The organism is Victivallis sp. Marseille-Q1083 (genome assembly GCF_903645315.1).
GTDB lineage: Bacteria > Verrucomicrobiota > Lentisphaeria > Victivallales > Victivallaceae > UMGS1518.
The window spans coordinates 90,328-115,232 of record NZ_CAHJXL010000001.1 but is presented as its reverse complement, the minus strand read 5'-3'; the positions used below and the strand labels follow the sequence as shown (position 1 = coordinate 115,232).

General features: G+C 58.8%; 20 protein-coding genes. 11 read left to right on the top strand and 9 right to left on the bottom strand.

Going from position 1 to position 24,905, the window contains the following annotated elements:
• The first annotated feature begins 38 nt into the window (after nucleotides 1–38).
• The 3 genes from HWX74_RS00395 to HWX74_RS00385 all read left to right on the top strand — a co-directional run bounded on the left by HWX74_RS00395 (nucleotide 39) and on the right by HWX74_RS00385 (nucleotide 5,102).
• Complete coding sequence (locus HWX74_RS00395) at nucleotides 39–809, top strand: hypothetical protein (RefSeq protein WP_176011639.1); 771 nt, start codon at nucleotides 39–41, stop codon at nucleotides 807–809.
• A gap of 389 nt (nucleotides 810–1,198) precedes the next feature.
• Complete coding sequence (locus HWX74_RS00390) at nucleotides 1,199–1,543, top strand: RNA-binding protein (RefSeq protein ID WP_176011638.1); 345 nt, start codon at nucleotides 1,199–1,201, stop codon at nucleotides 1,541–1,543.
• Between the two features lie 148 nt (nucleotides 1,544–1,691).
• Entirely contained in the window at nucleotides 1,692–5,102 is a 3,411-nt protein-coding gene (locus HWX74_RS00385; protein WP_176011637.1) for an acyl-[ACP]--phospholipid O-acyltransferase, read from the top strand.
• A gap of 10 nt (nucleotides 5,103–5,112) precedes the next feature.
• Here HWX74_RS00385 and HWX74_RS00380 read toward each other — a convergent pair whose 3' ends face one another.
• The 4 genes from HWX74_RS00380 to HWX74_RS00365 are packed head-to-tail and all read right to left on the bottom strand — an operon-like array spanning nucleotide 5,113 to nucleotide 8,952.
• On the bottom strand, nucleotides 5,113–5,730 hold the full coding sequence (locus HWX74_RS00380) for a flavin reductase family protein (protein WP_176011636.1): 618 nt from the start codon (nucleotides 5,728–5,730) through the stop codon (nucleotides 5,113–5,115).
• Nucleotides 5,727–7,148: an FAD-linked oxidase C-terminal domain-containing protein gene (locus HWX74_RS00375; RefSeq protein ID WP_176014510.1), complete on the bottom strand. Its 1,422-nt coding sequence runs from the start codon at nucleotides 7,146–7,148 to the stop codon at nucleotides 5,727–5,729. The genes HWX74_RS00380 and HWX74_RS00375 overlap by 4 nt, the downstream gene beginning before the upstream one ends.
• Before the next feature lie 11 nt (nucleotides 7,149–7,159).
• The gene (locus HWX74_RS00370; protein ID WP_176011635.1) at nucleotides 7,160–8,152 is read right to left on the bottom strand and encodes an electron transfer flavoprotein subunit alpha/FixB family protein; all 993 of its coding nucleotides are present in this window, start codon (nucleotides 8,150–8,152) and stop codon (nucleotides 7,160–7,162) included.
• A gap of 2 nt (nucleotides 8,153–8,154) precedes the next feature.
• Nucleotides 8,155–8,952 carry an electron transfer flavoprotein subunit beta/FixA family protein gene (locus HWX74_RS00365; RefSeq protein ID WP_176011634.1) on the bottom strand — a complete coding sequence of 266 codons (798 nt, stop codon included), beginning with the start codon at nucleotides 8,950–8,952 and terminating at the stop codon, nucleotides 8,155–8,157.
• A 227-nt stretch (nucleotides 8,953–9,179) separates the two neighbouring features.
• Here HWX74_RS00365 and HWX74_RS00360 point away from each other — a divergent pair, with 227 nt between their 5' ends.
• Genes HWX74_RS00360 through HWX74_RS00345 form a run of 4 tightly spaced genes read left to right on the top strand, consistent with a single transcriptional unit; the run spans nucleotide 9,180 to nucleotide 14,492 of the window.
• A complete protein-coding gene (locus HWX74_RS00360; RefSeq protein WP_176011633.1) occupies nucleotides 9,180–10,748 on the top strand; it encodes an HD domain-containing protein in 1,569 nt (522 codons plus the stop codon).
• Nucleotides 10,745–12,877, top strand: a complete 2,133-nt coding sequence (gene ppk1 / locus HWX74_RS00355) for a polyphosphate kinase 1 (RefSeq protein ID WP_176011632.1) — start codon at nucleotides 10,745–10,747, stop codon at nucleotides 12,875–12,877. The genes HWX74_RS00360 and ppk1 overlap by 4 nt, the downstream gene beginning before the upstream one ends.
• A complete protein-coding gene (locus tag HWX74_RS00350) occupies nucleotides 12,878–13,996 on the top strand; it encodes a 6-phosphofructokinase (RefSeq protein ID WP_176011631.1) in 1,119 nt (372 codons plus the stop codon).
• A 25-nt stretch (nucleotides 13,997–14,021) separates the two neighbouring features.
• The gene (locus HWX74_RS00345; RefSeq protein WP_176011630.1) at nucleotides 14,022–14,492 is read left to right on the top strand and encodes a CYTH domain-containing protein; all 471 of its coding nucleotides are present in this window, start codon (nucleotides 14,022–14,024) and stop codon (nucleotides 14,490–14,492) included.
• A 66-nt stretch (nucleotides 14,493–14,558) separates the two neighbouring features.
• Here HWX74_RS00345 and HWX74_RS00340 read toward each other — a convergent pair whose 3' ends face one another.
• From HWX74_RS00340 to HWX74_RS00320, 5 genes are all read right to left on the bottom strand, one after another.
• A complete protein-coding gene (locus HWX74_RS00340) occupies nucleotides 14,559–15,608 on the bottom strand; it encodes a DUF4105 domain-containing protein (RefSeq protein ID WP_176011629.1) in 1,050 nt (349 codons plus the stop codon).
• Nucleotides 15,598–17,529, bottom strand: coding sequence for a triacylglycerol lipase (locus tag HWX74_RS00335; protein ID WP_176011628.1), 1,932 nt, complete (start codon nucleotides 17,527–17,529; stop codon nucleotides 15,598–15,600). The genes HWX74_RS00340 and HWX74_RS00335 overlap by 11 nt, the downstream gene beginning before the upstream one ends.
• 110 nt (nucleotides 17,530–17,639) lie before the next feature.
• Nucleotides 17,640–18,290 (bottom strand): HAD family hydrolase, encoded by a 651-nt coding sequence (locus tag HWX74_RS00330; RefSeq protein WP_176011627.1) that lies wholly within the window; start codon nucleotides 18,288–18,290, stop codon nucleotides 17,640–17,642.
• Entirely contained in the window at nucleotides 18,287–19,381 is a 1,095-nt protein-coding gene (tsaD, locus tag HWX74_RS00325) for a tRNA (adenosine(37)-N6)-threonylcarbamoyltransferase complex transferase subunit TsaD (protein WP_176011626.1), read from the bottom strand. The genes HWX74_RS00330 and tsaD overlap by 4 nt, the downstream gene beginning before the upstream one ends.
• Nucleotides 19,382–19,453: 72 nt before the next feature.
• The gene (locus tag HWX74_RS00320; RefSeq protein WP_176011625.1) at nucleotides 19,454–20,752 is read right to left on the bottom strand and encodes a mechanosensitive ion channel family protein; all 1,299 of its coding nucleotides are present in this window, start codon (nucleotides 20,750–20,752) and stop codon (nucleotides 19,454–19,456) included.
• A gap of 140 nt (nucleotides 20,753–20,892) precedes the next feature.
• Here HWX74_RS00320 and upp point away from each other — a divergent pair, with 140 nt between their 5' ends.
• The 4 genes from upp (at nucleotide 20,893) to HWX74_RS00300 (ending at nucleotide 24,826) form a co-directional block, all read left to right on the top strand.
• The gene (upp, locus tag HWX74_RS00315) at nucleotides 20,893–21,516 is read left to right on the top strand and encodes a uracil phosphoribosyltransferase (protein WP_176011624.1); all 624 of its coding nucleotides are present in this window, start codon (nucleotides 20,893–20,895) and stop codon (nucleotides 21,514–21,516) included.
• Between the two features lie 122 nt (nucleotides 21,517–21,638).
• Nucleotides 21,639–22,151 carry a hypothetical protein gene (locus HWX74_RS00310; protein WP_176011623.1) on the top strand — a complete coding sequence of 171 codons (513 nt, stop codon included), beginning with the start codon at nucleotides 21,639–21,641 and terminating at the stop codon, nucleotides 22,149–22,151.
• 47 nt (nucleotides 22,152–22,198) lie between these two features.
• Nucleotides 22,199–23,665, top strand: a complete 1,467-nt coding sequence (locus HWX74_RS00305; protein ID WP_176011622.1) for an alkaline phosphatase — start codon at nucleotides 22,199–22,201, stop codon at nucleotides 23,663–23,665.
• A gap of 51 nt (nucleotides 23,666–23,716) precedes the next feature.
• Nucleotides 23,717–24,826 (top strand): YibE/F family protein, encoded by a 1,110-nt coding sequence (locus HWX74_RS00300; protein ID WP_217704804.1) that lies wholly within the window; start codon nucleotides 23,717–23,719, stop codon nucleotides 24,824–24,826.
• Nucleotides 24,827–24,905: the final 79 nt, after the last annotated feature.

Genomic DNA, 24,905 nt, shown 5'->3' with positions numbered 1-24,905 from the left:
AAAAAGCAGGGATTACGGGGTTGCTGGTAAGATTGGTTATGAAAAAAGGCATGGTTTCCGGGATTCGGCGGATGACGGCGGCGTTGAGCCTGGTCGGTTTGATGAGCGGTTGTTCGATGTTTTCCGCGGTGGAAGAGCGTCCGGCGGACATTACGCTGGAAGAGCTGGAAATCAAGAAACAGCAGGCGATGGATCCGCAGGACCGTTTCAAGGAAGCGCAAAGTTTCGTCCAGCGGGAAGTGCTGACGATTTCCAAATGGTTTTTTTCCGCCCAGTGCACCGTTGAAACCAAATTCAAGAAGCCGGACCGCTTCCGGCTGACCACCTATATGGAAGGCCGGCCGCTGGTGACGATCATTTACAATGCCGGCAAGGCCTGGCAGGTCAATTACCAGGAAAACAAGGTGGAGGCAATCTCCGGCAGCGATCTGGAGCAGCTCAGGGTGGTATTCGATTTGAACCGGCCGGACAGCACCTACCAGTCGACATTTCAATCGGTGGATTTGACCGAATGTGAAATCGATGACCACGAGTATTACCATTTGCACTGCGTCTCCGGCGTGGAAGGAATGCCGCCGATCGACTTTTATATCAGCAAGAAGAGTTTCATGACCAAACGGCTGGTCATCGAAGGGGTCAGCGACTCGCTGATCGAGCGGTACGCGCTCGAGGATGATGTCATCATCCCGCAGGAAATTCTCGGCGAACAGGATGGCGTCACCACCCGTTCCAAGGTCGTTTATTACAAATTGAATGCCATTATCAATGACAATGAATTTTTGCCGCCAACCCTCAAATCCGGCCGCTGAACGCTGCCGGATATCAAAAAAAGCTATTTTTTTTCAACAATTTATCATTTTTCGCTTCTAAAGGGTTGACTTTTTCATTTATTTTTGCTAGAATAGTAAAAGTCGATCGGTAAAATGCGACAGTTTCGGATCAGATAGGTTTAATTTGAATAGGGCAACAGGATAGAAAAAAGTTTTTGACAAGACGGCGCCGGTTTCTGCCGGCGGCTTCAGAATAATCGCTCTCGAAGATATCCGACTGTTGATTTCGGCATTTCCCCTGACTGTTCGGCAACCTGCGGCGGCGATTGAGAGAAAATAGCAACCAGCCAAGGGGAGATGCGCATAACATTTAACCGTTCCATGACTTAGAAACAAAGTGCAAGTCGGGAAAGAGCAAAGGAAGAGCGATGAATATCTATGTCGGTAATCTGCCGTACTCGATCACCAGAGAAGAGCTTGAGCAGGAATTCAGCACGTTCGGCGAAGTGAGTTCGGCCCGGATCGTCAACGATCGGGAATCCGGTCGTTCCAAGGGATTCGGTTTCGTGGAAATGAACAATGACGACGAAGCCAGAAGAGCGATCGACGAATTGAACGGCAAAGAGCTTGGCGGCCGCAAGGCGGTGGTCAACGAAGCCAAGCCGCGGGAAGAACGTCCGCCGCGTCGTGACGGCGGTTTCAACCGCGGCGGCGGTGAGCGTCGCAGCGGCGGTTTCAACCGCGGCGGCAACGGCGGCGGACGTTCCTGGTAACGGGCGCCGGAGGCGAAAATGGACGGAATTGCAACATTCCGTCCATTTTTTTATCCGCCAAGCGGCGGAAATGCTTGACTTTCGGCGGAGAAGGGGTAAAATAAAAATTGGCTGGCGCCGATTTTTGAATCTGTGATTGGAGAAACCCATGAGTGTGGAGTTGTTTGGTCGTCGCCGGTTCCTGCCGTTGTTCCTGACCCAGTTTCAGGGAGCGTTCAATGATAATTTCCTGAAATTCGCGATGATTTTACTGGTGACCTTCGGCGTGTCGTCCCGTAACGGCAGCGGGGAGGATACGGTATTCACCAGTTTGGCCGCGGCGTTGTTCATCCTGCCTTATTTTCTCTTTTCCGCTTTCGCCGGGCAGTTGGCCGATAAAATTGACCGGGCCAGGTTGACCCATTACGTCAAACTTTTCGAAGTGCTGCTGATGGCGGCGGCGGCGGCGGGATTGTATTTCCACTGGTTCAACTGGCTGCTGGGCGTGCTGTTTCTGATGGGGATGCAGTCGACTTTTTTCAGTCCGCTGAAATATTCGCTGTTGCCGCAGCAGTTGCAGGATGATGAATTGCTGGCCGGCAACAGTTTCATCGCTTCCGGGACGATGCTGGCGGTGCTGCTGGGAACGCTGTGCAGTGTCGTCGTCCGGCAGGAGCATGGGGAATTGATCGTTGGCGGCATCCTGGTCGGTTTGGCCGGTTTGGGCTATTATACCAGTTTGTGGATTCCTCCGGCGCCGGCGCCGGTGCCGGCGTTGAAATTGAATTACAATTTATTTTATGAAACCGGACAGATCCTGCGCAGCTGCTACCGGCAGAAGGTGGTGTTCCGCTGCATCCTGGGCAGCTCGGCTTTCTGGTTGATCGGGACGATCTATACGGCTCAGTTGAGTATTTTCTGCCGGGATTATCTGCACGGCGGCGAAGGGGTGGTCGCCTTGTTCCTGACTTTGTTCTCCGTCGGCGTGACCTGCGGCGCGGTATTGTGCAACCGGCTGCTGAAGGGGGTGATCCAAACGACTTTCGTGCCGCTTGGTGCGTTGGGCATGGCGCTTTTTTCTTTTTTGCTTTTCGCGGCGGCGACCCGGCTGCAGGTGGCGCCGGGGCCGGAGGACAACGGCCTTTACGCGCTTTCCTGGTTTCCGGAGCAATTCTGGTTCTGGCGGATTGCCTTTTATTTCTTTATGCTGGCGGTATCGGCCGGCTTGTTTTTAATCCCGTTGGATTCGCTGATGCAGAACCGGGCGGAAAAAAAGGAATTGGCGCGGGTCATCGCCGGCAACAATATCGTCAATTCCGCCTTTATGGCCGGCGGCTGTCTGGTGGTGGCCGGCTGTACGATGTTGTTCGGCGTGTCATTGGCGACGATTTTTCTGCTGGTGGCGATTTTCGCCCTGGTGACGGCATTTTACGTCTGCCAGTTGCTGCCGGATGCGCTGCTGCGTTCGCTGATGCGGGCTTTGCTGGGGGCCTGGTTCCGGGTGAAAGTGGAAGGCTTTGAACATTTCGAACGGGCCGGCAGCCGGGTGCTGCTGATCGCCAACCATCAATCCTTGCTGGATGGCGTGTTGATTGCGGCGTTCATGCCGGAAAAGCTGACGTTTGCGATCAATACGGAGATGGCCAGGAAATGGTGGGTCCGGCCGCTGGCGGCGATGGTCGACGCCTATCCGGTCGATCCGACCAGTCCGCTGGCGGCGCGGTCGCTGATCCAAGAATTGCGTCGGGACCGGAAGGTGATGATTTTTCCGGAAGGGCGCATCACCGTCACCGGCGGCCTGATGAAAGTTTACGACGGGCCGGGGCTGATTGCCGACAAGTCCGGTGCGATGATTTTGCCGATTCGCATCGACGGCGCCCAGCATTCGCTGTTTTCCTATCTGCGCCACAAAGTACGCACCCGCCTGGCGCCGCAGATCACGTTGACGATTCTGCCGCCGCGCCGTTTTGCGGTGTCGCCGGAATTGACCGGCCGGGCCAGGCGGCATGCCGTCTCGGACGGGATTTACCAGATCATGACCGGCATGCTTTACCAGTGCGCCGCCAAAAAGGAACATCTGTTCAATGCGCTGCTGCGCTCCGAACGTGAGAACGGGCGCCATTTGCCGATCGCCGAGGATATTCAACGCAAGGTGCTTTCGATGCGCCAGTTGATCAATCGGAGTTATCTGCTCGGGCAACTGATCGCCCGGGAATTGCCGGAAGAGCGCTATATCGGACTGATGCTGCCGAATTCGCTGGCGGCGGTGATCGGATTTTTCGGCATGCAGTCGGCCGATAAAGTGCCGGCCTTGATCAATTTCACCAGCGGCCCGGCGATGATCGAAGCCGGTTGCCGGGCGGTCGGCATCCGGACGATCGTCACGGCGCACAAATTTATCGAGCAGGCCAATTATGCCCGGCTGACGGCGGATTTGACGGCGAAAGGCATCCGGCTGCTCTATCTGGAAGAGTTGACCGTCGGCCGGACCGGTACGAAACTGGCCGGGCTTTGCCGGTCGTGGTTCCGCCGGAAAGCCAGAAACGACCCGGATACGCCGGCGGCGGTGCTGTTTACTTCAGGGTCGGAAGGGACGCCGAAAGCGGTCGTCTTGAGCCATCACAATTTGCAGGCCAACCGGCAACAGGTGTTGAACGTCGTGGCGATCACCCGGAATGACCGGTTGTTCAACTGCCTGCCGATGTTTCACTCCTTCGGTCTGGGGATGGGGACGGTCATGCCGATTTTAAGCGGCATCCGGACGTTCTTCTATCCGTCGCCGCTGCATTACCGCATTGTCGCGGCGTTGAGCTACGATACCAATGCGACGATCCTTTTCGGAACGGACACTTTTCTGTCCGGTTACGGCCGGGTGGCGCATCCGTACGATTTTTTCAACGTTCGCTTCGCGATGTGCGGCGCGGAAAAATTGCGGGAAGCGACCTACCGGCTCTGGATGGATAAATTCGGCGTCCGGATCTGCGAGGGATACGGCGCGACGGAAGCCAGTCCGGTGATCAGTGCGAATACGCCGATGTATTACCGCTACGGTACGGTCGGCAGGCCGATGCCGGGATTGGAGTGCCGGCTGGAGCCGGTGCCGGGCGTCACGGAAGGCGGCCGGTTGTTCATCCGCGGCGAGAATGTCATGCTCGGCTACATGCTGGCGGAACAGCCCGGCGTTCTGCAGCCGCCGCCGGACGGCTGGTACGACACCGGCGATATCGTTTCGATCGATGCGGATGGGTTTCTGAAAATTTGCGGCCGGGCCAAACGTTTCGCCAAGATCGGCGGAGAGATGGTCTCCCTCGGTGCGGTGGAAAATCTGGTGATGCACTGTTATCCGGGGGCCGCCCACGCGGTTGTTGCGGTGGATGATCCGGTGAAAGGTGAACAGTTGGTGCTGGTCACCGAAGCGGTAGCGGCAGCGGCGTCGACGCTGGTCGGCTATTTCCGGGAAAATGGCTTGAGCGAATTGTGGGCGCCCCGAAAGATTCTGGTGGTCAAGGAGGTGCCGCGTCTGGGATCCGGCAAGGTGGATTATCCGGCGGTCAGGCGACTGGCCGGCGAAGCCGGATGATGCCTGATCGTTACTGCCGGATGAGCGGTCCGGCTTTGCGCCGGACCGAAAAACCGAAATGGCCGAGGCATCTGCCCAGTTCATAATAATGGCCGTGCGCATAAGCCAACAACCCGTCGCGGTCGATCTGCAATTTGCCGTCGGAGGCGATCAGGTGCTCCGAAACCTGTACCGCGACGATTTCGGCCAGGAACAGGTGATGGATGCCGGGCGTCAGCTTCTGGACGATCCGGCACTCCAGCGCGACGACGCATTCGGCGACGATCGGCGCCTGGATCCGGCTGGCCGGCAGCGGCGTCAGGCCGCTTTCCCGGAATTTGTCATGATCACGGCCGGAGACCACGCCGCACCAGTCGACCGCTTTGGCCAGTTGCGGAGTCGGCAGATTGACGGAAAACTCGCCGCTGGCTTCCAGCAGCGGGTAACTGTAGCGTTCCGGCCGGACCGCGATGGAGAGCATCGGCGGCCGGCTGCAGAGGATGCCGGTCCAGGCGATTGTCAGCAGATTCGGCCGGCCGCCGTCCGGGCCGGCGCAGGCCACCAGCACCGGCGGAACCGGCGCCAGTTGGGTGCTGCCCGGCCAGACTACTTTCCGGAAACGGTTTGCCGGAGAAGACGGCGTCTTCATGTCAGCTCGAAGATTTTGCCGGGGTTCATGATGTGGTTCGGGTCCAATGCCTGTTTGATGGTGCGCATCAGCGTCAGATATTCCGGCCGGACGGTGGAGGCCATGTAACCGATTCGCTTGCTGCCGATGCCGTGTTCACCGGAGATTTTGCCGCCGAAACGGACGGTTTCGGCATAAATTTCCGCTAGAATCTCCCGGAGCCTGGCTTCGAATTCCGCTTCGCTCCACTCCTCGCGGCCGCAGACGGTGCAGTGCAGGTTGCCGTCGCCGGCATGGCCGTAGCAGGGAATGGAAACCTGGTATTTTTCGCCGATGGCGTCGATGGCCTGCACGATGGCGGCGATGGCGGCCGGCGGCACGACGATATCTTCGCAGCTCTGCCGTTTGAAACGGACGTTGTACGCTTCGGCGATGTTCCGGCGGATTTTCCAGATCCGTTCCGACGTCGAAGGATTGTCGGCGACGTAAATTTCACCGGCGCCGTGCTCCTGGCAGAATTTGCCGATAATTTCGTAATCGTGTTCGAGCTGTGCTTCGTCGATGCCGTCGATGGAGATCAGCAGCATGGCGCCGCAATTTTCATACGGAATGGATTCGTTGAGATAATCGCAGGAGGCCTGGATGGCTTTGCGGTCCATGTATTCGATCGAAGTCGGCGTGATGCCGCTGGCGGTCAGCAGCGCCGGCACGGTCTGGATGGCGGTCGTGCTGCCCGGAAACAGGCAGAGCAGGTCGACCTGGTAGCGGGGACGCGGAATCAATTTGAGAATCGCCTTGGTGAAGATGCCGAGCGTACCTTCCGAGCCGATCATCAGTTGCAGCAGATTGTACCCGGTGACGTCTTTCTGCAATTTGCCGCCGAGCATGACGAGATCGCCGGTCGGGGTGACGACTTCTAGGCCGAGCACGTAACGGCTGGTGACGCCGTATTTGATCGCTTTGCCGCCGCCGGCGTTTTCGGCCAGGTTGCCGCCGATGAAACAGGTCTCCAGGCTCATCGGATAGCCGGCGTAAAACAAGCCGCTGTCGGAAAGCGCTTCGTTGATATCGTTGGCGACCACGCCGGGTTCGACCGTGACGGTCAGGTTGTCGCGGTCGATCTCCAGAATCCGGTTGAGACGGTCGGTGGCGATGACGATGCCGCCGTGAACCGGCACCGCGCCGCCGGAAAGGCCGCTGCCGGCGCCGCGCGGCGTGACCGGAATCCGTTCCCGGTTGGCCAGTTTGACGATGGCGGCGATTTCCGCCGCGGAACCCGGCCGCACTGCCGCCTCCGGCCGGCGGCGATGACCGAGGCCCGGCACTTCGTCGTGGGAAAAGGCTTCCAGCCGTTCCGGATCGTCGTAGAATACAAAAGGCGCGCCGACGATATCGGCGAGCGCGTTGGCGACGGCCGGTGTAACCGGGCGATATGCCATGGTGTTGTCGCTCATGATTTTTTCCCCGCTTTCAATTCTTCGGCCAGCAGCGGCAGCGCTTCGAATAAATTGCCGACGATGCCGAAATCGGCCACTTTGAAAATTTGCGCCTCCGGGTCGCTGTTCACCGCAACGATGGTTTCGGCGGTCTGCATGCCGGCCAGGTGCTGAATGGCGCCGGAAACGCCGACGCCGAGGTAAAGTTTGGGCATGATGGTCTTGCCGCTCAGGCCGACCTGGTGCGGATAGGAGAGCCAGCCGCGGTCGACGACGTCCCGGGTGGCGCCGACCGCCGCGCCGAGGATTTCCGCCAGTTGAAAGATCAGCGCCAGATTTTCCGCTTTTTTGATGCCGCGGCCGACGACGATGACTTTGTCGGCGTCCTGCAGCGTGAGCTCCTCGCGGTTCGGCGTGTAACTCAACTGCCGCATCCGGCAGGCCTGGGCGGCGGCAGGCAGCCTGCGGCGCTCGATGACGCCGGTGCGGCCCGGCTGCGGTTCGGCCGGCCGGGTGGAATGGGGCCGGATGGTGGCCATTTGCGGCCGGTGGACCGGACATTGGATCGTCGCCATGATATTGCCGCCGATCGCCGGCCGGGTTTGCAGCAGGAGACCGGAATCCGGCTCCAATTCAAGCCGGGTGCAGTCGGCGGTCAAGCCGGTGTGCCGGCGCATGGCGATATAGGGCAGCAAAGTCCGGCCCAGCGTCGTGGCGCCGGCCAGCAGGATGGCCGGCTCGAATTCGTCGAGGACGCCGTTCAATGCGGCGACATAGGGATCGAGCAGGAAGGATTGCAGCAATTGGTCCTCGACGGCGACCACCCGGTCTGCGCCGCAGGCGATCAGGCGGTTCAGTTCGGCGTCGTCGAAATGATGTCCCAGGACGATGGCGTTGACCGAACCATCCCGGACCAGCGCCGTTGCCCGGTTCAGCAATTCGAAAGAGATGCTCTGCAGCGCATCGTCCTGCTGTTCGGCCAGAATCCAAATATCGTTGTTTGACATTTTCAGATCAACTCCCGGGTTTGCAGAAACTGCCGCAACGCGGCGACATGCCGGTTCAATTGTTTCGAATCGCCGGCCCGCAGCAGCGTGCAGCGGCGCGTCAACGGCGGCCGGAAGATCTTGACCACCCGGGTGGGGGAACCTTTCAGGCCGATATATTCCTCGGGCAGCTGCAATTGCTGCTGGTTCAGGACCGGAATGGCGGCGGCTTTGGCCCGTAATTTGCCGTTCAGGGTCGGCAAGCGCGGTTCGCCGATTTCCTTGACGACCGTCAGCAGCGCCGGCAGATCGAGCAGCAGCTCTTCCCGGCCGCGTTCCAGCAGTCGGGTGACGACGGCCTGATTGTCGGCGAGGCGCCCGATGGCGCTGACGTAAGTGGCCGCCGGCAGCCCGAGAGCGGCGGCCAGCTCCGGACCGACCTGGCCGGTGTCGCCGTCGGTGGCGCGTTCGCCGCACAGGATCAAGTCGAAATGCCCCAGCGTCCGGATTGCCCGGGCCAGGATTGTGCCGGTCGCCCAGGTGTCGGAGCCGGCAAACGCGCGGTCGCTGATCAAGACGGCGTCGTCGACGCCCATCGACAACACCTCTTTCAGTGCTTTGGCGGCCTGGGGCGGGCCCATCGTGACGGCGGTGATGCTGCCGCCGCAGCGGCTTTTCAGCGTTAAGGCCGCTTCGACCGCATAGAGATCGAGCGGGTTGACGATCGTTTCGACACCCTGCCGGATGACGGTGCCGGTCGTCTCGTCCAGTTTGACTGCTTTGGTTTCCGGCACCTGTTTGATTGGTACGATAATCCGCATTGGCCTGTTTCCGGTTCGGTTTGTTTCATTGTAAAAAAATTATTCCTAATAATAGAATCGCTTCCGATAAAAGCAACCGGACAATTCATAAAATTGACGAAGTAATTTCCTTCGCGGCGGATCGGCGCGGACGATTTGGATTCGGTGAAAGAGCGCTTCGACGGCTTGCAAATCGTTGAATCGGGAGTAATTTGCTGTGTATTCGTCGTGTTTTGAAGGAAAATGTCATGGGAAATCATACTAAAAAAATTGCCGGCCTGCCGTTGCAGGCCGGTATCATCGATATCGGCGCCCATTCGGTGCGGTTGGAAATTTTTCAGATTCGCCGCGATGGCGCGGTGGAAGTGTTGGAAAGCTTGACCCGGCCGGTCAATCTCGGGTACGACTCTTTTCGCCGCGGCATCATTTCGTCGAAAAATATTAACCTGCTCTGTGCGATTCTGCAGGATTTCGCCGAGCGGCTGCGGGAGTACGACATCCGTTATTGCCGGACGGTGGCGACCAGCGCGATCCGGGAAGCGTTCAATCGCGACTTGGTCATCGACCGGGTGCTGTTGAGCAGCGGACTGCACGTCGAGGTGCTGGAAAACCAGGAAGAGACCCGCTTGATTTATCTGGCGATGAAAGAGGAGCTGCAGCAGGCCGGCCTGTTTGAGTCATTGCATTCGCTGGCGTTTGCGATCGGCACCGGCTCGTTGATTCTGATGTACTTCGAACAGCGGCAACTGAAATTCAGCGAAAGCATCACGCTGGGCAGTGTCCGCTGGTTCGATGAATACGGCCGGGCGGCGCTCAGCCCGGAGAAGATCAGCGAACTGCTGGAATCGCTGGATATCCGGCGGCGCCTGGAGGAGAATGCCGGTCTGCCGCCGGAGGCGCTGCTGACTTTGATCGGCATGGGCGCCGGGGTGCGGACGCTGGTAGATCTGGAGCCGGTCGGCGAAAAAGTCAACGACCTGGTCCGGATCAAGCCGGGGCAAATGCGCCAACTGCTGCAGCGGGCGGTCAAATGGCTGCCGGAAGAGCTGGTGGAGCGTCATCAATTGCCGGATTATCTGGCGATGAGCATCGCGCCGAGCGGCTGCATTATCGACTATTTTTTGAAGGAATTGAACTGCAAGGATCTGCTGTTTTCCGAGATCACTACCCGGCAGGCGCTGCTGGCCGGCTTGATCCGGGAGCGGGAAGCCGAGAAACTGCCGTTTCTGGCCGATTTGCTGTCGTCGGCCGAAAATGTCGGCCGGAAGTATTGTTTCGATGCGGAGCACGGCCGGGGTACGATGGAAATCGCCTTGCGCTTTTTCGATAAATTGCGTCATCGCTACGGCATGACCGAACGCATGCGCATCGCCTTGCAGATTGCCGCGCTGCTGCACGATGTCGGGCGTTTCATCGATTCGCATCAGCATCACCGGCACTCCTATTATTTGCTGAGCAACATTCAGTTGCCCGGCATCAGCGAACGGGAGCGCAATGTCATTGCGCTGGTGGCCCGCTACCACCACAAATCGGCGCCGAAAGCCTCCCATCCGGAGTTCATGGCGCTGACGGCGGAAGAGAAAGTCGTCACCGTGAAGCTGGCGGCGATCCTGCGGCTGGCCGATGCGCTGGATCGGATCAACCGGGAGAAGTTCCGCCTGATGAAACTCTCCTTGAGCGGCGATGAATTGCGCGTCCGGGTGGCCGGGGTGAGCATCGAGTTGGGATGGGAAGATTTTTATCTGGCCAAGAAAGGCGATCTGTTTCAGGAGGTATTCGGCCTGACGGTAAGGATGGAGGAGGAACTGGGTAAATGACGGAACCGGCGGCATTGGGCAGGGAAATTTTTCTCTGCCGGGAACTGAGTTGGCTGAATTTCAACTCCCGGGTGTTGGACGAGGCGGGCTGTCCGGCCAACCCGTTGTTGGAGCGGTTGAAATTCATCGCGATTTTCAGCAGCAATCTGGATGAATTTTTCATGGTCCGGGTGGCCGGCTTGCGGCAGTTGGTGCAGGTCGGCGAAGATCAGCCGGACCCGGCTGGTCTGCGGCCTTCCGAACAGCTTGCGTTGCTGCACCGCAAAATCAAGCGGTTGCTGCGCCGGCAATCCCAGTATCTGCAGAAGATGCTGCTGCCGGAATTGGAACAGTATGGCGTCAGGCTGACCAAGCCCTCGGAGTTGCCGGCGGCGGCCCGGGATAATTTGAAGATTTTTTTCAACCAGCAGGTGTTGCCGGTACTGACGCCGATCGCGGTCGATCCCAGTCATCCGTTTCCGATGCTGAATTCCGGCGCGATAGAGATTGCCGTCAGTTTGGAGTCCCCCGAATTGAGCGGAACGGTGTTCGCCTTTGTCGAAGTGCCGGAAGGGTTGCCGCGTTTCATTGAAATTCCGGAGCAGGAGCCGCAGAAGCAGACTTTCGTGCTGCTCGAAGATTTGATCATGGACAACCTGCAGTCGCTGTTCGCCGGTTGCCGCATCCGGGAGTTTTTTCCGTTCCGGATCACCCGCGACATGGATTTTGCGATGGAAGAGGAGGGGGTGGAAGACCTGCTCCATACCATCGAACGCAGCCTGCTGCAGCGCCGGCGCCGCGAGCCGATCCGGCTGGAAAAGCCCGGCAATTTGCGCGGCGAGCTGGCCGACTGGCTCAACGAACAGTTCCAGTTGGCACCGCAGTTCCGTTATGCGGTGTCGGGTCCGCTGCATTTGAAGCAATTCTTTGAACTGGCCGGTAAAGTCCGGCGCCCGGAATTGCTGGAGGCGCCGTGGCCGGGCCTGGTGCCGGCGGCGCTGAATCAGCCGGGATCGATGTTCAAATTGATCGGAGAAGCCTGGCCGGTGATGCTGGCGGTGCCGTTTCACAAATTCGAACCGGTCATCCGGCTGCTGGAGGAGGCGGCCAACGATCCGCAGGTGCTGGCGATCAAGCAGACGCTTTACCGGGTCAGCGGCAATTCGCCGGTGGTGCGGGCATTGCAGCGGGCGGCGGAAAATGGCAAGCAGGTGACGGTGATCGTCGAGTTGAAAGCGCGTTTCGATGAAGGGAACAACATCATCTGGGCGCGCCGCCTGGAGGAGTCCGGCGCCCACGTCGTCTACGGCATTTCCGGCCTGAAGATTCATTGCAAGGCGTTGCTGATCGTCCGGCGCGAGGAGGGCCTGATCCGGCGCTACGTCCATCTGGCCACCGGCAATTACAACGACAAGACAGCGGCGTTGTACACTGATCTGGGCATTTTCAGTTGCGATCCGCTGCTCTGTTCCGATGTCGCCAATCTGTTCAATGTGATGACCGGCTATTCGGCGCCGTTCGGCGAATGGCAGAAGATCGCGGCGGCGCCGTTCGATCTGCGCCGGAAATTCATCGCCTTGATCGATCGCGAAGCCCGATTGTCGACGGCGGAGAACCCCGGCCGGATCATCGCCAAGATGAACGGACTGGTCGATGCCGAGATCATCCGCCATCTGTATGCGGCCGCTTATGCCGGGGTGAAAATCGACTTGATCGTTCGCGGGATTTGCTGCCTGAAACCCGGCGTCGGCACCGAAAACATTCGAGTGATCAGCATTGTCGACCGCTATCTGGAGCACAGCCGGATCTTTTATTTCCGGAATAACGGCAATGCGGAATATTATTTGTCCAGCGCCGACTGGATGGTCCGCAACCTCGACCGGCGGATTGAATTGCTCTTTCCGATTGAAGATGCGCGTTTGCAGCGTATATTAATGGATGTGCTGAAAATCCAATTGAACGATCACGAAAAGGCGAGGCGCCTGCTGGGCAACGGCAATTATACGAGACTTCTGCCGCCGAAGCATACCGCCAGCCGCAGTCAGTACAATACGTATCAGTATTTCAAGGCTCTGGCGCAAAATGAAAGCCACTCTCCGCTGACGGAGCTGAAGGTGTTTACGTCGGATGATAAAACAGGAGAAGAGTAAATGGCAAAATGTGTCGGCATCCTGACCGCCGGCGGCGACAGTCCGGGCTTGAACGCCGCTATCCGGGCGATCGGTAAGATCCTGAACCATCACAATTACCGCCTGATCGGCTTCCGGGACGGTTTCGAGGGGATTGCGTTCGACCGGACGATGATGCTGGAAGAGGCGACCTGTTCCGGCATTCTGACCGTCGGCGGGACGATCCTGCGAACCAGCCGCAACAAACCGAACAAGATGCCGGTCGGCCGTACTTTCATCGACATGTCCGACGCCATTCTGGAGAATTACCGCAAGCACCAGTTGGAGGGCCTGATCTGCATCGGCGGCGGCGGAACGCACAAGAGTGCCCTGCTGCTGAAAAAGGCCGGCATGAACATCGTCACATTGCCGAAGACGATCGACAACGATGTCGCCTTGACCGATACGACGATCGGCTTCGATACCGCTCTGGATGTCGCGACCAGCGCAATCGACAGTCTGCATTCGACCGCCAGCAGCCACAAACGGATCATGCTGGTGGAAATTATGGGCCATCGGGCCGGCTGGCTGACGCTGGGCAGCGGTCTGGCCGGCGGCGCCGACGTGATTTTGATTCCGGAAATTCCTTATGATATCAATAAAGTGGCGGAAACGCTGTTGTCCCGTTCGCGGGAAGGCAAACTGTTCAGTATCGTCCCGGTGGCGGAGGGGGCCTATGCCAGGGAGAAGTTCGCGGAGTACACCCGCTTGCTGAAGCGCAAAGAGGAAGAAAAAGACAAAAAAGCCAAAGCGGAGATCAAGGCGGAACTGGTGAAGTTCGAAACCGACAGCCGCAATAAAATCTTTGAGCTGGCCCGGCAACTGGAAGCGTTGACCGGGCTGGAAACCCGGGTGACGATTCTGGGACACCTCCAGCGGGGCGGCAAGCCTTCCTGCTGTGACCGGCTGTTGGCCACCCGGTTGGGCAGCGCCTGCGCCGAGGCCGTTCTGCGTGGACAATTCGGCATGATGGTGGCGGTGCGCGGCCAGGAAACCGAGCTGGTGCCGATCGAAGCGGTGGCCGGCCGGCGCAAAGTGGTTCCGGCGGACCACGCCTGGATGAACAGCGCCCGCGAGCTTGGCGTCGGTTTCGGCGATTGACGAAAAAAAAGGGGAGCGGACGGCGATGGCCTTGGAAATTGAACGGAAATATCTGGTTGACGGCGAATCCTGGCGCGACACGGCCTGCGCGGGGGTGCCGATGCTGCAGGGGTACGTATCGGTGACTCCGGAGCACACCGTCCGGGTCCGGGTAGCCGGAACGCGGGGTTTTCTGACCTTGAAAGGCGGTCATTGCGGCATTCGCCGCCAGGAATTCGAATACGAGATTCCGGAAACGGACGCCCGGGAAATGTTGATGCTGTTCTGCCGGGACAGGCTGGTGAGCAAAGTGCGTTATCCGGTGATGGTCGGCGGCAGGTTGTGGACGGTCGATGTTTTCGACGGGAACAACCGGGGACTGGTGGTGGCGGAGATCGAGCTGCCGTCGGAAGAGACGGCCTTTCCGATGCCGGAATGGGCCGGCGCGGAGGTTTCCGGCGATCGGCGTTACAGCAATGCGGCGCTGTCGGCCCGGCCTTATGTCACTTGGCAGTGACAGCCCGGTGCCGTCTGGTTTCCCGGACTTCGATTGAGCCGCGGCCTTGCGGCCGGCGCCGAAGTGTTATTTGGCCGCCCGGATCCGCTCGGAGTAATCGTCCGGAATTTCCGGCAGGAAATCGACTTGGCGGTTGACCAGATGGCGGGCTTTGTAGAGATCAAACGGTTCCCGATCCGGATTGACCAGCCAGCCGTATTCCATCGCATAGCGGTCGGAGAAGCCGTTCAGCAGAATGCGCAGGTCGAATTTGGCGTTTGGAAACACTTTCAGCAGACTGGGCAGCAGTGAAGTCGTGCAGTTGGTGGTCAACGAGTTGTAAAATTGCGGATGATCGCGCAGCGCATTGACGCGCTCCAGCAAATCGGTCAGGATGATTCTGGCCGTTTCCGGCGGACTGCTGGTCGGATATAGATAGAGCTGTTCATGCCGGTAATTGGTGCGCAGGCCGAACAGATCTTCTTCGGTGCCGATGATATAGAGAATTTCGAACTGTTTGTAAATGCCTTTGAAGGTGCTGTAGGTTTCCTGCTTTTCCAGCCTGGTTTCCGCCGAAAAGGCGAGCCGCCGGCCGTCGGCAAAGCCGAACGACAGCATCGTATGGGCGATCGCCTGATGGCCGTCCCAGTGGACGACGATGAAATCGAGCGATTGCACGGTCGACAGATCGTAATCGGCGTCCAGGTAACGCACCGTGAAATCCTCTTCCGTCCGATAGCGGAAATCGCGGATATTGCGGATCGTCACCAATCCGGGATGGGTTGGCGAAAATTCGGCGGCCGGATTGCGGCTGACCGACGGCTGCCAGTCGCGGTCATTGGACGCCGGAATCAGACACCAGTAGACGATGACTGCCAGGAGCAGGGCCGGTGCGGCGTAATACCGGAACCGTTTCGGCAGCCGCCAGGCCGCGACGGCGATGATGAAAAACGCTATGGCACCGGCCAGCCGCCAGCCCGGCGTCGGTAAGTTGCTGTAATATAACGCGCCGCAGCACCAGAGTACCGCCAGGGAATAGACGAGCAGCAGCAGGAGCGACACCAGCAATCTCAGGTGACGAATCGTGAAAGCGCCGAGGCGCAGGACAATGTGACGCAGCCGCCGGTTACTTTTCATGATCGTCCGCCGTCGATTTCAGCAGCAGGTCGGAAGCGAAACTTTCCGGGATGGCCGGCAGCCGGCCATTTTCCCGCAGGTGCAGCAGCAGGATGCGGCGCACTTCTTCGATGGCCGGGGAGGTGGCCTGCACGCTGTGGCCGGATTTGACGATCAGTTCGCTTGCTGCATGGTCAAGGTGGGCGCTGGAATAGGGGACGATGCCGTCCGAGCCGCCCGGAATGCCGGCGGCCCGGTAATTGCCGATGATCGAGTGGTAGGGAATGCCGGCGGTAAAGGGCAGTTCGTCGATCAATTGCAGAGAGTCGTTGGAGGGGTCGAGGCCGTCGATGCCGGTCCGGAGATAGACCGGGTCCTGTTCCATTTCGATGAGATCGTATTTCGCCAGCAATTTTTCGGAGAGCGCCAGCGCCGTCTGGACGAATTCATGCGGCAGAGTGATCAACCGGGTGGTCCATTTGACGATGCTCCAGGTGGCCATATCCGACCCGCGGTGCGGCACCGCCATGAAAATTACCCGCCGGATGAACGGCAGATGCTTGAAGCCGAACATCTCTAGCAGGAAGGCGTATTGTTCCGGCGCCAGCTCTGAAGTGATTTCCGCCAGCGGGCGGCCGAGCAGCGGTTCCAGCGCTTCGGGCTCGCTGTCCTTGATCATCGTCTTGGCCAGCAGGCCGCCCATGCTGTGGCCGATCAGCACCATCTGCTGGAGCGCCCGGTTGTGGTTTTCCGGGTCGAGTTCCTCGTAGCATTCCCGCAGCGCTTTGCGCATCTGCTGGGCCGAGTAGATGATCGGATTGCCGGTCGAGTAGGTGAACATCCAGAATTGATAGTTGTCGCGGATGCGGATGTCCCCCATCAGCGTGTTGATCAATTGCGCCCAGGTGCGCGGATTGGACATCAAACCGTGCACCAGCAGCACCGGAATTTTATCCGGATCGTACGGCGTCAACAGATACAAGCCTTCGACCGCCTGGGAGGCGTCCGGGTTGAGCATGTACCAGATATTGTCGGCGAAGGTGGGACGGCGCATGAAGTAAGCCAGCGGCGTCGTCAGATCGTATTCCAGCGGAACTTTGCGGTCGGCGACGGACAGGGATTCCCGGGTCAGCGGATCCCACAGTTCCGGCTGGACGCTGAGATGGTCCTGATCGTTGGAAAAGCGGAGGAACAAGGTGGCCGGGAAGGTCTGGTTGAACAAAACCCGCTCCTCGGTCAGAGCAAACTCTTCGCGCGGGGTGAAGATCAACGGCACCCCGAGGCCGAATTGATAGCTGAAGGTCAAAACATTTTTCGCCTGGAAATCGGCGCAGAGCAGGCCGTCGGAAAGTTCTTGCGGCGATACGCTCAAGTGCCCGTCAATCGGCAGGAAAACGACCCCGCCGGAGGCGACCGTCGGCAGTTGGAAGGAATCGGTGCCGAATATCTGTTTGGCTCTGAGGTATTCGTAGATCGCCATGACCGAGGCGTTGTAGAAACGGGTCATCCGGAAGGTTTGCGGCTGATATTCGGAAACCCCGGCCGGATAGAGGTTCTGACCGAACAGGTAAAGATAACTGTAATAGGCCGCCGACATGTAGAATTTGATCGCTTCGTCCGCCTTGCCGCTGCGGTCCGCCTGGTAATAACAGAGGTCGGTCAGAATTTCCAGATAACGCCGTTCACGGGTGTCGCGGAAAATCTGGTCGAGCAGTCGGATGATATCGGCCGGGGTGTCGTCGAATGTATCGGCCAGCCGGCTGGAAGTCAGAAAATTCACCGCATCCTTCGACAGAATGTCGTCGCCGTGAATATGATTGAAGTAACCGGTCGAGGTGTTGCGGCGCCAGCCGATTTCCTCCACCGTCATCTCGGTACTGCAGCCGGCCAGCAGCAGTGCGACTCCCAGACCCGGAAAACAGCGGTTAAAAATCTTTCTCATAAGCTGCCTGTATTTTTTATTTTTAAAATAATCGCTCGAACCTGTTTTACAAAAAATAATCGGCGGTTCCGCCGGCCGGAGTTTTCGATGGAAAACCGGACTGTTCCGAATCAATTCGCGGCGAGGACCAGCGTTTGAAAGTCGGCGAACGAATCGACTGCCGCGTCGAACTGCTCCATCCGCGGCTCCCCGAAACCGTATCGGGCCAGGCAGCGCCTCAGGCCGGCTCGGCGGCCGGCTTCCAGATCGGTGTAATGATCGCCGAACATCCAACTGGCGGCCGGTTCGATCTGCAGGGCGCGAACGATATGCAGCAGCCCGTCGGGCGCCGGTTTCAACGGAAATTTGCCGCCGCTGCCGACGATCGCCGAAAACAATTCACCGACGCCCAGACCGGCCAGGATGGTCCGGGTGGCGTCTTCCGGCTTGTTGGTGAATACCGCCAGCGGGATGTCAGCGGCGCGGAAGGCCGTCAATCCGGCTTTCACCCCCGGATAGAGGCATGTCTGGTCCAGCAGGTGCTGCAGATAAAATTGCTTCATCCGGTCGATCGCCTCCGCTTCCGCCAAATCCGGCGCGTCGGTGACGGCGCGCCGCACCAGGCTGCCGATTCCGTTGCCGACGAATGCAACCACCCGGTCGACCGGCAGCGGCGGCAGGCCGTAACTTTTCCGCATCAAATTGACGGCCGTGGTCAAATCGCCGCGGGAGTCGATCAACGTGCCGTCCAGATCGAAAATCAAACCGGTTCGCCGCTTCATTGTCTGGCTCCGGCGGCATCGACGAAGACCACTTCGGTGATGACCGGCAGCCGGGCGAATGCATCGATACCCGGCGCCGAGAAGAGCCGACGCTTGAAATAGTGGTGGCCGATACCGGCGACCATCGCCGCATTGTCGGTGCAGTGCTTGCGCTGCGCCAGCCGCAGCTGTATATGATTCGGCGTCGATTGGTTGAAACGCTCCCGCAGCACGGCGTTGCAGGCGACGCCGCCGGCGACGACGATGGTGCGGACTTTGAAATCACGCGCCGCCGCCAGCGTTTTGCGGACCAGCACGTCGACGACGGCTTCCTGATAGCTTGCCGCCGTATCTTGCAGCAGCCCGGCCGGAAGGCTGCCGTCGGCGTCGGCGTATTTCTGGACATGATAGAGCAAAGCGGTCTTGACGCCGCTGAAGCTGAAATTATATTTATGTTCGGGCGGCACCGCTTTGCCGGCGGTGCCGGTCAGCGGCCGCGGGAAGTGGAAACGATTGCCGTCGCCGCCTTCGGCGGTCCGCTGCATCACCGGTCCGCCCGGATAGCCGAGGCGGAGCAGTTTGGCGGCTTTGTCGAGCGCTTCGCCGGCGGCGTCGTCGATGGTCGAACCGATCTGTCTGGCTTGACCGTCGGCGGAGACCAGCAGCAGCGAGGTGTGGCCGCCGGAAACCACCAGCGCCAGCAAGGGATAACTGGACGGGGATTCCAGTTGGCCGGCGCCGTCCTCCAGAAAGGCGCCGTAGATGTGGGCGAGAAAATGGTTGATGCCGATCAGCGGCTTGTGGTGGCCGGCCGCCAGTCCTTTGGCGAAATTCAGCCCGACCAGCAGAGCCGGCATCAGGCCGGGGCCGTTGGTGACGGCGACGGCGTCGAGTTCGGCCATCGTGATGCCGGCGGCGGTCAACGCTTCGGTCAGCACCGGCTGCAGGGCGGTCAGGTGCTCCCTGGCCGCCAGTTCCGGGACGACGCCGCCGTGGACGGCGTGACTGGCGATTTGCGACGCCACACTGCTGGACAATACTTCATAACCGTCGCGGACGACGGCGGCGGCGGTCTCGTCGCAACTCGATTCGATTCCCAAGATCAGGCTCATAAGACGACTGCTTTCAAAAATATAGTAGGATTGAAGATCATCCGCTTAATATAGCGCCCGATCCCCGGAAAATCAATCCGGCGGCATTCGGGACGCCGAAGCCGGCGGTTCGGTTTGAATCGCCAGCGGTTGCTGCGGCGATCCGAGCAGATAGGTCGTGTTGGTCGGGAAGGCCATCGGCAGGCCGGCTTCGGCGAATTTCTCCAGAATCAGCAGGTTCAGTTCATGCAGGTAAGCCTCTTCGACGACGAAATCGGCGGTTTTGAACCAGATGATCACTTTGATGCTCAACGCCCAGTCGCCGAAGTTGCCGAAATAGATGCGCGGCTTGTATTCCTCGGCGTCCGGCCCGTGAAAATCGTCGAGGATCTGATGCAGCAGAGCGGTGGCTTTTTCGATCGCCGCCCGGTTGCAGTCATAGGTCAAACCGATCGAAAAGACATAGCGGATGACGCCGCGGCGGCTGATGTTTTCGATCGGCGAAGAGATGAAGACGCTGTTCGGAATGACGTAGACGCTTTCGCTGGCGGTTCTGATCCGGCTGCTGCGCAAGCCGACCTGTTCGACGATGCCGTCGATCTGGTTGATCATGATCCGGTCGCCGACCCGGAACGGTTCGTCGGCGATGATGACGATGATGCCGAAAAAGTTGCTGAGGGAATCCTTGGCGGCGAAGGCGATGCCGAGGCCGATGACGCCGGCGCCGGCGGCGAGCGTCGTCAGGTCGATGTTGAAAATACCCTGGCCGATGAAAAGGATGATCAGAATCAGCATGGCGATTTTCAGGCTTTTCCGCATGATGTCGACCCGGAGGTCGTCGAGGTTGTTGTCGGTGCGCTGCGCCACCTTATGCATGACGCGGTCCAGCACGTCGATGAGGTGGAAGACGCCCCAACTGACAATCAGGGCCAGCGAAGCGAAAAACATTTTCAAATCGAACGGATAAAAACGCTGGTTCTGCGCTTCCAGCAGCGGCATCAGAAAAATAAAGCAACTGACGACCACCAGCAGCAGGACCAGCGGACCGGCCAGTGCTTCGAACAGCTGCCAGCGCAGCGAGAGGCGCCGGTGCCGGTCGATCTGCCGCCGGATCAGCCAGTGCGAGGCCAGGCTCAGCAAGACGCCGACCAGGATGGAAACGGCGCTGCCGACGGCCAGTACCAGCAGCGCCTCTTTTTCATGCAGAAACCAATTGTGGAGCTGCCGGGCGTCGCGGTGAAGATCCTGTTTGAGTTCCGCCGGCGGCACCAGCGGGACATCGGCGATTTCGACGACATCGTTACGGCGTCCGGCCGCTTCGTCGGCGTTTCCCGGTTCCGGAAAAAGCAGGAACAGACAGCCCAAAAGGATGAAAATAACTCTTTTTACCACGATAATGTTCTCCTCCCGGTCAACAATATGCTATCGGAAACGGAGAAAATCAAACTGTTTTCTAGCAGTTTTTCAATTGCCTTTTCGGTAAAGTCGGGATATTTTAAAAATAAGCAGTAGAAAAAGGATGCCATTGCTTTATGATTCAGGTGGTCAAACATCCGCTGGTGCAGGCCAAATTGACGCGTTTGCGCAGTACGACGACTTCCAAAACCGAATTCCGCCGCCTGGTGCGCGAGATTACCGGGTTGCTGGTTTATGCGGCGACGGCGGATTGGGAAACGGAGGTGACCATCGTTCAGACGCCGCTGGCGGAATGCCGCGGGACGCGGTTGGCCGGTCGGGTCTGCTGTGTCACCATTTTACGGGCAGGGTTGGCGATGGAGGAGGGGGTGCAGGCGCTGATTCCGGACGCCGAAACCGGCATCATCGGACTTTACCGCGATCCGGCGACGCTGGAGGCGGTGGAGTATTACCGGAAACTGCCGCCGGATATTGCCGAATGCCAGGTGCTGCTGGTCGACCCGATGCTGGCGACCGGTCATACGCTGGTGAAGGCGGTGACGGCGTTGAAACAGCAGAATGTCGGAAATTTGAAGTTGATCACCATTCTCGCCGCGCCGGAAGGCGTGGAAACGCTGAAGGACCACTTCGGCGACACGGTCGAGATTTATACGGCGGCGCTGGATGCCGGGCTCAACGAACACGGTTATATTCTGCCGGGGCTGGGAGACGCCGGCGACCGGATTTTCGGTACCAGGTGACCGGTGGGCGCGGGCCGGAAAGGCCGGAAGCAACCGGGTTTGTCGACGAAACGGGATTGAAAAAGTCGTTTCAGGGGTTACATTGATGGATAATATTTCGGAATAGCGAAAGGATTTTGCAGATGAAGAAGATGGTTTGTGCCGCTTTGCTGGCGGCTTTGGGAGCGGTCTCGGCGACTGCGGCGGAATCGTTCCAGGTCAGTTACTGGTTCGGCGTGCCGGATTCGACGGTGGATTCGACGGTGGAGGGCTTGAAACTGGGATTGCCGATCTCTTCCGGCAACGGACTGGTGGACGGCGCCGAGATCGGCATTACCGGCAGCACGACTGCCAACATCGACGGTTTCCAATGGTGTCTGGTCGGGCCGAGCTGGGCGAAGACGGTGGACGGCATGCAGTTCAGTTGGGCGAATTTTGCCGAAAAGAGCATGTCGGGCGTGCAATTGGCGTTTTTCAACTTCAGCAACCAGGGCGGCATTCAAATCGGCCTGTTCAACAATTCAAACGACAATGCCGAATATCAGTTCGGTTTGTTGAATTTCAACACCAACGGCTGGTTTCCGTTCATGCCGTTTTTCAATATGGCCGGCGAAAAGCAACCGGAAATTGCAGCGGCCGGTGAAACGGCGGAATAACCTGGAAAATATCGTTTCATAAACGCATAAAAGTAAGGATAATGACGATGTTGAATTTTCGGCGGGGAATGTGGGCGGCCGTCGCGGCGACGATGGCGTTGGCCGGATGGACTTCCAGCGCGTATGCGGACAACGGCGAGGCGGTCAAGCCGGTCAAGCCGGTCAAGTATGTTTTTCTGTTCATTGGAGACGGAATGTCGATCCCGCAGCGGATGGTGACCGAGCAGTACCAGAAGGTGGTCAATGACAAGGGATTGCTGATCAACGCGTTTGAATCGCAGGGGGTGACGACGACCTACGCGGCGAACCATTTTATCACCGATTCCGCCGCTTCCGGCACGGCGATCGCCTGCGGCAGCAAGACCAATTTCGGTTATCTCGGGGTGGACCCGGCCGGCAAGCCGCTGGAGTCGGTGGCCGAACTGGCGCACAAGAACGGCCGCAAGGTCGGCATTGTCACCAGCGTGTCGCTGGACCACGCGACGCCGGGCGCCTTCTACGCCCATAACGCCAGCCGCGGCGATTATTACAATATCGCGATGGATTTGATCAATTCCGGGTTCGATTTCTTCGGCGGCGGCGGTTTCCTGGATGAAAACGGCAAAAATACCAAGGAATTCCACGGCAATGTCTTTGAGGTTGCCGAAGAGAATGGATATCACGTCATTCGCGACAAAGCGCAATTGATGACGTTGAATTCGAAATCGGCCGGTCCGGTTCTGGCGGTGGCGCCGCGGCTGGCCGACTCCAATGCGCTGCCCTATGCGATCGATACCAGGCCGGAAGATATCTCGCTGGCCGATTTCACCAGGAAGGCCATCGATTTCCTCGACAACGACAACGGCTTCTTCCTGATGGTCGAAGGCGGCAAGATCGACTGGGTCTGTCATGCCAACGATGCGGCGGCGGTGATCCATGAATTGTGCGCCTTTGACGATGCGGTCAATGAAGCCTACCAGTTCGCCCGGCAGCATCCGGACGACACGTTGATCGTCGTGACCGGCGACCATGAAACCGGCGGCTTGGCGCTGGGATTTGCCGGCACCGCTTATTCGTCCTATCTCGAACGGCTGCAGCATCAGAACATCTCGTTTATCGAATTTCTCAATGTCTTCAATGCGAAGAAAAAAGAAGCGGATTTCTCCTTCGACAAGGCCAAACCGCTGATCACTGAATATTTCGGTTTGAAGTTCGACGGTGACGAGCAGGATCCGATGATGGTCAGCGCCATTGAGGAGCAGAAAATGCAGGCTGCCTTCAACCGGTCGATGGGCGACCAGAGCATGCCGAGCGGCCAGGATCCTCATTTGCTTTATGGCGGTTATGATCCGTTGACGGGCAGTATCACCCATGTGCTGAACAACAAGGCCGGTGTCGGCTGGACTTCTTTCGATCATACCGCATTGCCGGTGGCGACATCGGCTTACGGCAAAAATGCCGAGAGTTTTTCCAGCATGCTCGACAACACCGATATCGCCAAACGGTTGAAACCGATGGTCGAAAAAATCAACTGAACGGTCATGAAATTTTCTGATTGTCTCAGGGGCAAAAAAGGCGATCTGGTGATGATCGCCTTTTTTGTGCTGATCTGCGTCGCGCTCAATTTTCTGAAATTGGGACCGGCGGTTGCCGCGCCGGACGAAGGCGAGAAAGTGCGCGGCCGGGTGACGAAAGTCGACGACGGCCTGGTTGGCCGCCACGGCCCGCTGGCGGTGGGGGAGCAGATGCTCGAAGTGGAAATCCTCGACGGCTCCTGGCGCGGCCAGGTATTCCAGGCCCACAATCTGTTGCGCGGCCAGCCCGATCTCGACAAGTTTTTCGAGGTCGGCGATATCGCGCTGGTTGCCATCCGGCACGGCTCCGAGGCGGCGACGACGGTGGTGAATGCGCAGGAGCACTACCGGATCGGCAATGCGCTGTGGTTGTTCGGCTTGTTCGCGTTGTGCCTGTTGCTGTTCGGCGGGCTTACCGGCCTCAAGGCGCTGATTTCTTTCATTTTCGCCTGCCAGGTCATCTGGCAGATTGTCGTACCGCTGTGCCTGGAAGGGTACAATCCGATTTTGATCTGCATGTTGGCGGTTTCCATCCTGTCGGCGGCGATCATCTTCATCGTCGCCGGCTTGAATGCCAAAGGCGTGACGGCGTTTCTCGGCTCGTTTCTCGGCGTGCTGGCCAGTTGCCTGATGGCGATCGGCTTCACCCATCTCTTCAAAATCAACGGCGCGGTGATGCCTTATGCCCAGCCGCTCTATTTTTCCGGATACGAATTCCTGAATCTGACCGATATTTACATCGGCGCGATCTTTCTGGCCTCTTCCGGGGCGGTCATGGACCTGGGAATGGATGTCGCCGCCGGCATGACCGAAGTGGTGCAGCACAAGCCGGATATTTCCCGCCGCGCCTTGATCGGTTCCGGTTTCCGGATTGGCCGCATGGTGGTCGGAACGATGACGACGACGTTGCTGCTGGCGTACTCCGGCGGCTATCTGACGTTGATCATGGCCTTTGCCGCTCAGGGCGTCGGACTGACGGATTTTCTGAATTATCCGTATGTCGCTTCCGAAGTGGTCAAGACATTGATCGGCAGTCTCGGGCTGATTCTGGTGGCGCCTTTCACCGCCCTGGCCGGCGGCGTGCTGCTGAAAATTGCCCGGCCGAAACGCACCGGCGATTGATTGACGGTGTGCCGTCGGGGGCGGTTTCAACGCCGCCCCAAAAATTTTTCAATCTTTTTCCCATCATTTATCGGGAAGA

Excerpts from the sequence above, each read along its gene's own strand:
- HWX74_RS00380 (WP_176011636.1), bottom strand. The coding sequence starts at position 5,730 with ATGAAGACGCCGTCTTCTCCGGCAAACCGTTTCCGGAAAGTAGTCTGG.
- upp (WP_176011624.1), top strand. The coding sequence starts at position 20,893 with ATGATTCAGGTGGTCAAACATCCGCTGGTGCAGGCCAAATTGACGCGT.
- HWX74_RS00360 (WP_176011633.1), top strand. The coding sequence starts at position 9,180 with ATGGGAAATCATACTAAAAAAATTGCCGGCCTGCCGTTGCAGGCCGGT.
- HWX74_RS00365 (WP_176011634.1), bottom strand. The coding sequence starts at position 8,952 with ATGCGGATTATCGTACCAATCAAACAGGTGCCGGAAACCAAAGCAGTC.
- HWX74_RS00300 (WP_217704804.1), top strand. The coding sequence starts at position 23,717 with ATGATCGCCTTTTTTGTGCTGATCTGCGTCGCGCTCAATTTTCTGAAA.
- HWX74_RS00335 (WP_176011628.1), bottom strand. The coding sequence starts at position 17,529 with ATGAGAAAGATTTTTAACCGCTGTTTTCCGGGTCTGGGAGTCGCACTG.
- HWX74_RS00390 (WP_176011638.1), top strand. The coding sequence starts at position 1,199 with ATGAATATCTATGTCGGTAATCTGCCGTACTCGATCACCAGAGAAGAG.
- HWX74_RS00375 (WP_176014510.1), bottom strand. The coding sequence starts at position 7,148 with ATGGCATATCGCCCGGTTACACCGGCCGTCGCCAACGCGCTCGCCGAT.
- HWX74_RS00340 (WP_176011629.1), bottom strand. The coding sequence starts at position 15,608 with ATGAAAAGTAACCGGCGGCTGCGTCACATTGTCCTGCGCCTCGGCGCT.
- HWX74_RS00345 (WP_176011630.1), top strand. The coding sequence starts at position 14,022 with ATGGCCTTGGAAATTGAACGGAAATATCTGGTTGACGGCGAATCCTGG.
- HWX74_RS00395 (WP_176011639.1), top strand. The coding sequence starts at position 39 with ATGAAAAAAGGCATGGTTTCCGGGATTCGGCGGATGACGGCGGCGTTG.
- HWX74_RS00350 (WP_176011631.1), top strand. The coding sequence starts at position 12,878 with ATGGCAAAATGTGTCGGCATCCTGACCGCCGGCGGCGACAGTCCGGGC.
- tsaD (WP_176011626.1), bottom strand. The coding sequence starts at position 19,381 with ATGAGCCTGATCTTGGGAATCGAATCGAGTTGCGACGAGACCGCCGCC.
- ppk1 (WP_176011632.1), top strand. The coding sequence starts at position 10,745 with ATGACGGAACCGGCGGCATTGGGCAGGGAAATTTTTCTCTGCCGGGAA.
- HWX74_RS00385 (WP_176011637.1), top strand. The coding sequence starts at position 1,692 with ATGAGTGTGGAGTTGTTTGGTCGTCGCCGGTTCCTGCCGTTGTTCCTG.
- HWX74_RS00305 (WP_176011622.1), top strand. The coding sequence starts at position 22,199 with ATGTTGAATTTTCGGCGGGGAATGTGGGCGGCCGTCGCGGCGACGATG.
- HWX74_RS00330 (WP_176011627.1), bottom strand. The coding sequence starts at position 18,290 with ATGAAGCGGCGAACCGGTTTGATTTTCGATCTGGACGGCACGTTGATC.
- HWX74_RS00310 (WP_176011623.1), top strand. The coding sequence starts at position 21,639 with ATGAAGAAGATGGTTTGTGCCGCTTTGCTGGCGGCTTTGGGAGCGGTC.
- HWX74_RS00370 (WP_176011635.1), bottom strand. The coding sequence starts at position 8,152 with ATGTCAAACAACGATATTTGGATTCTGGCCGAACAGCAGGACGATGCG.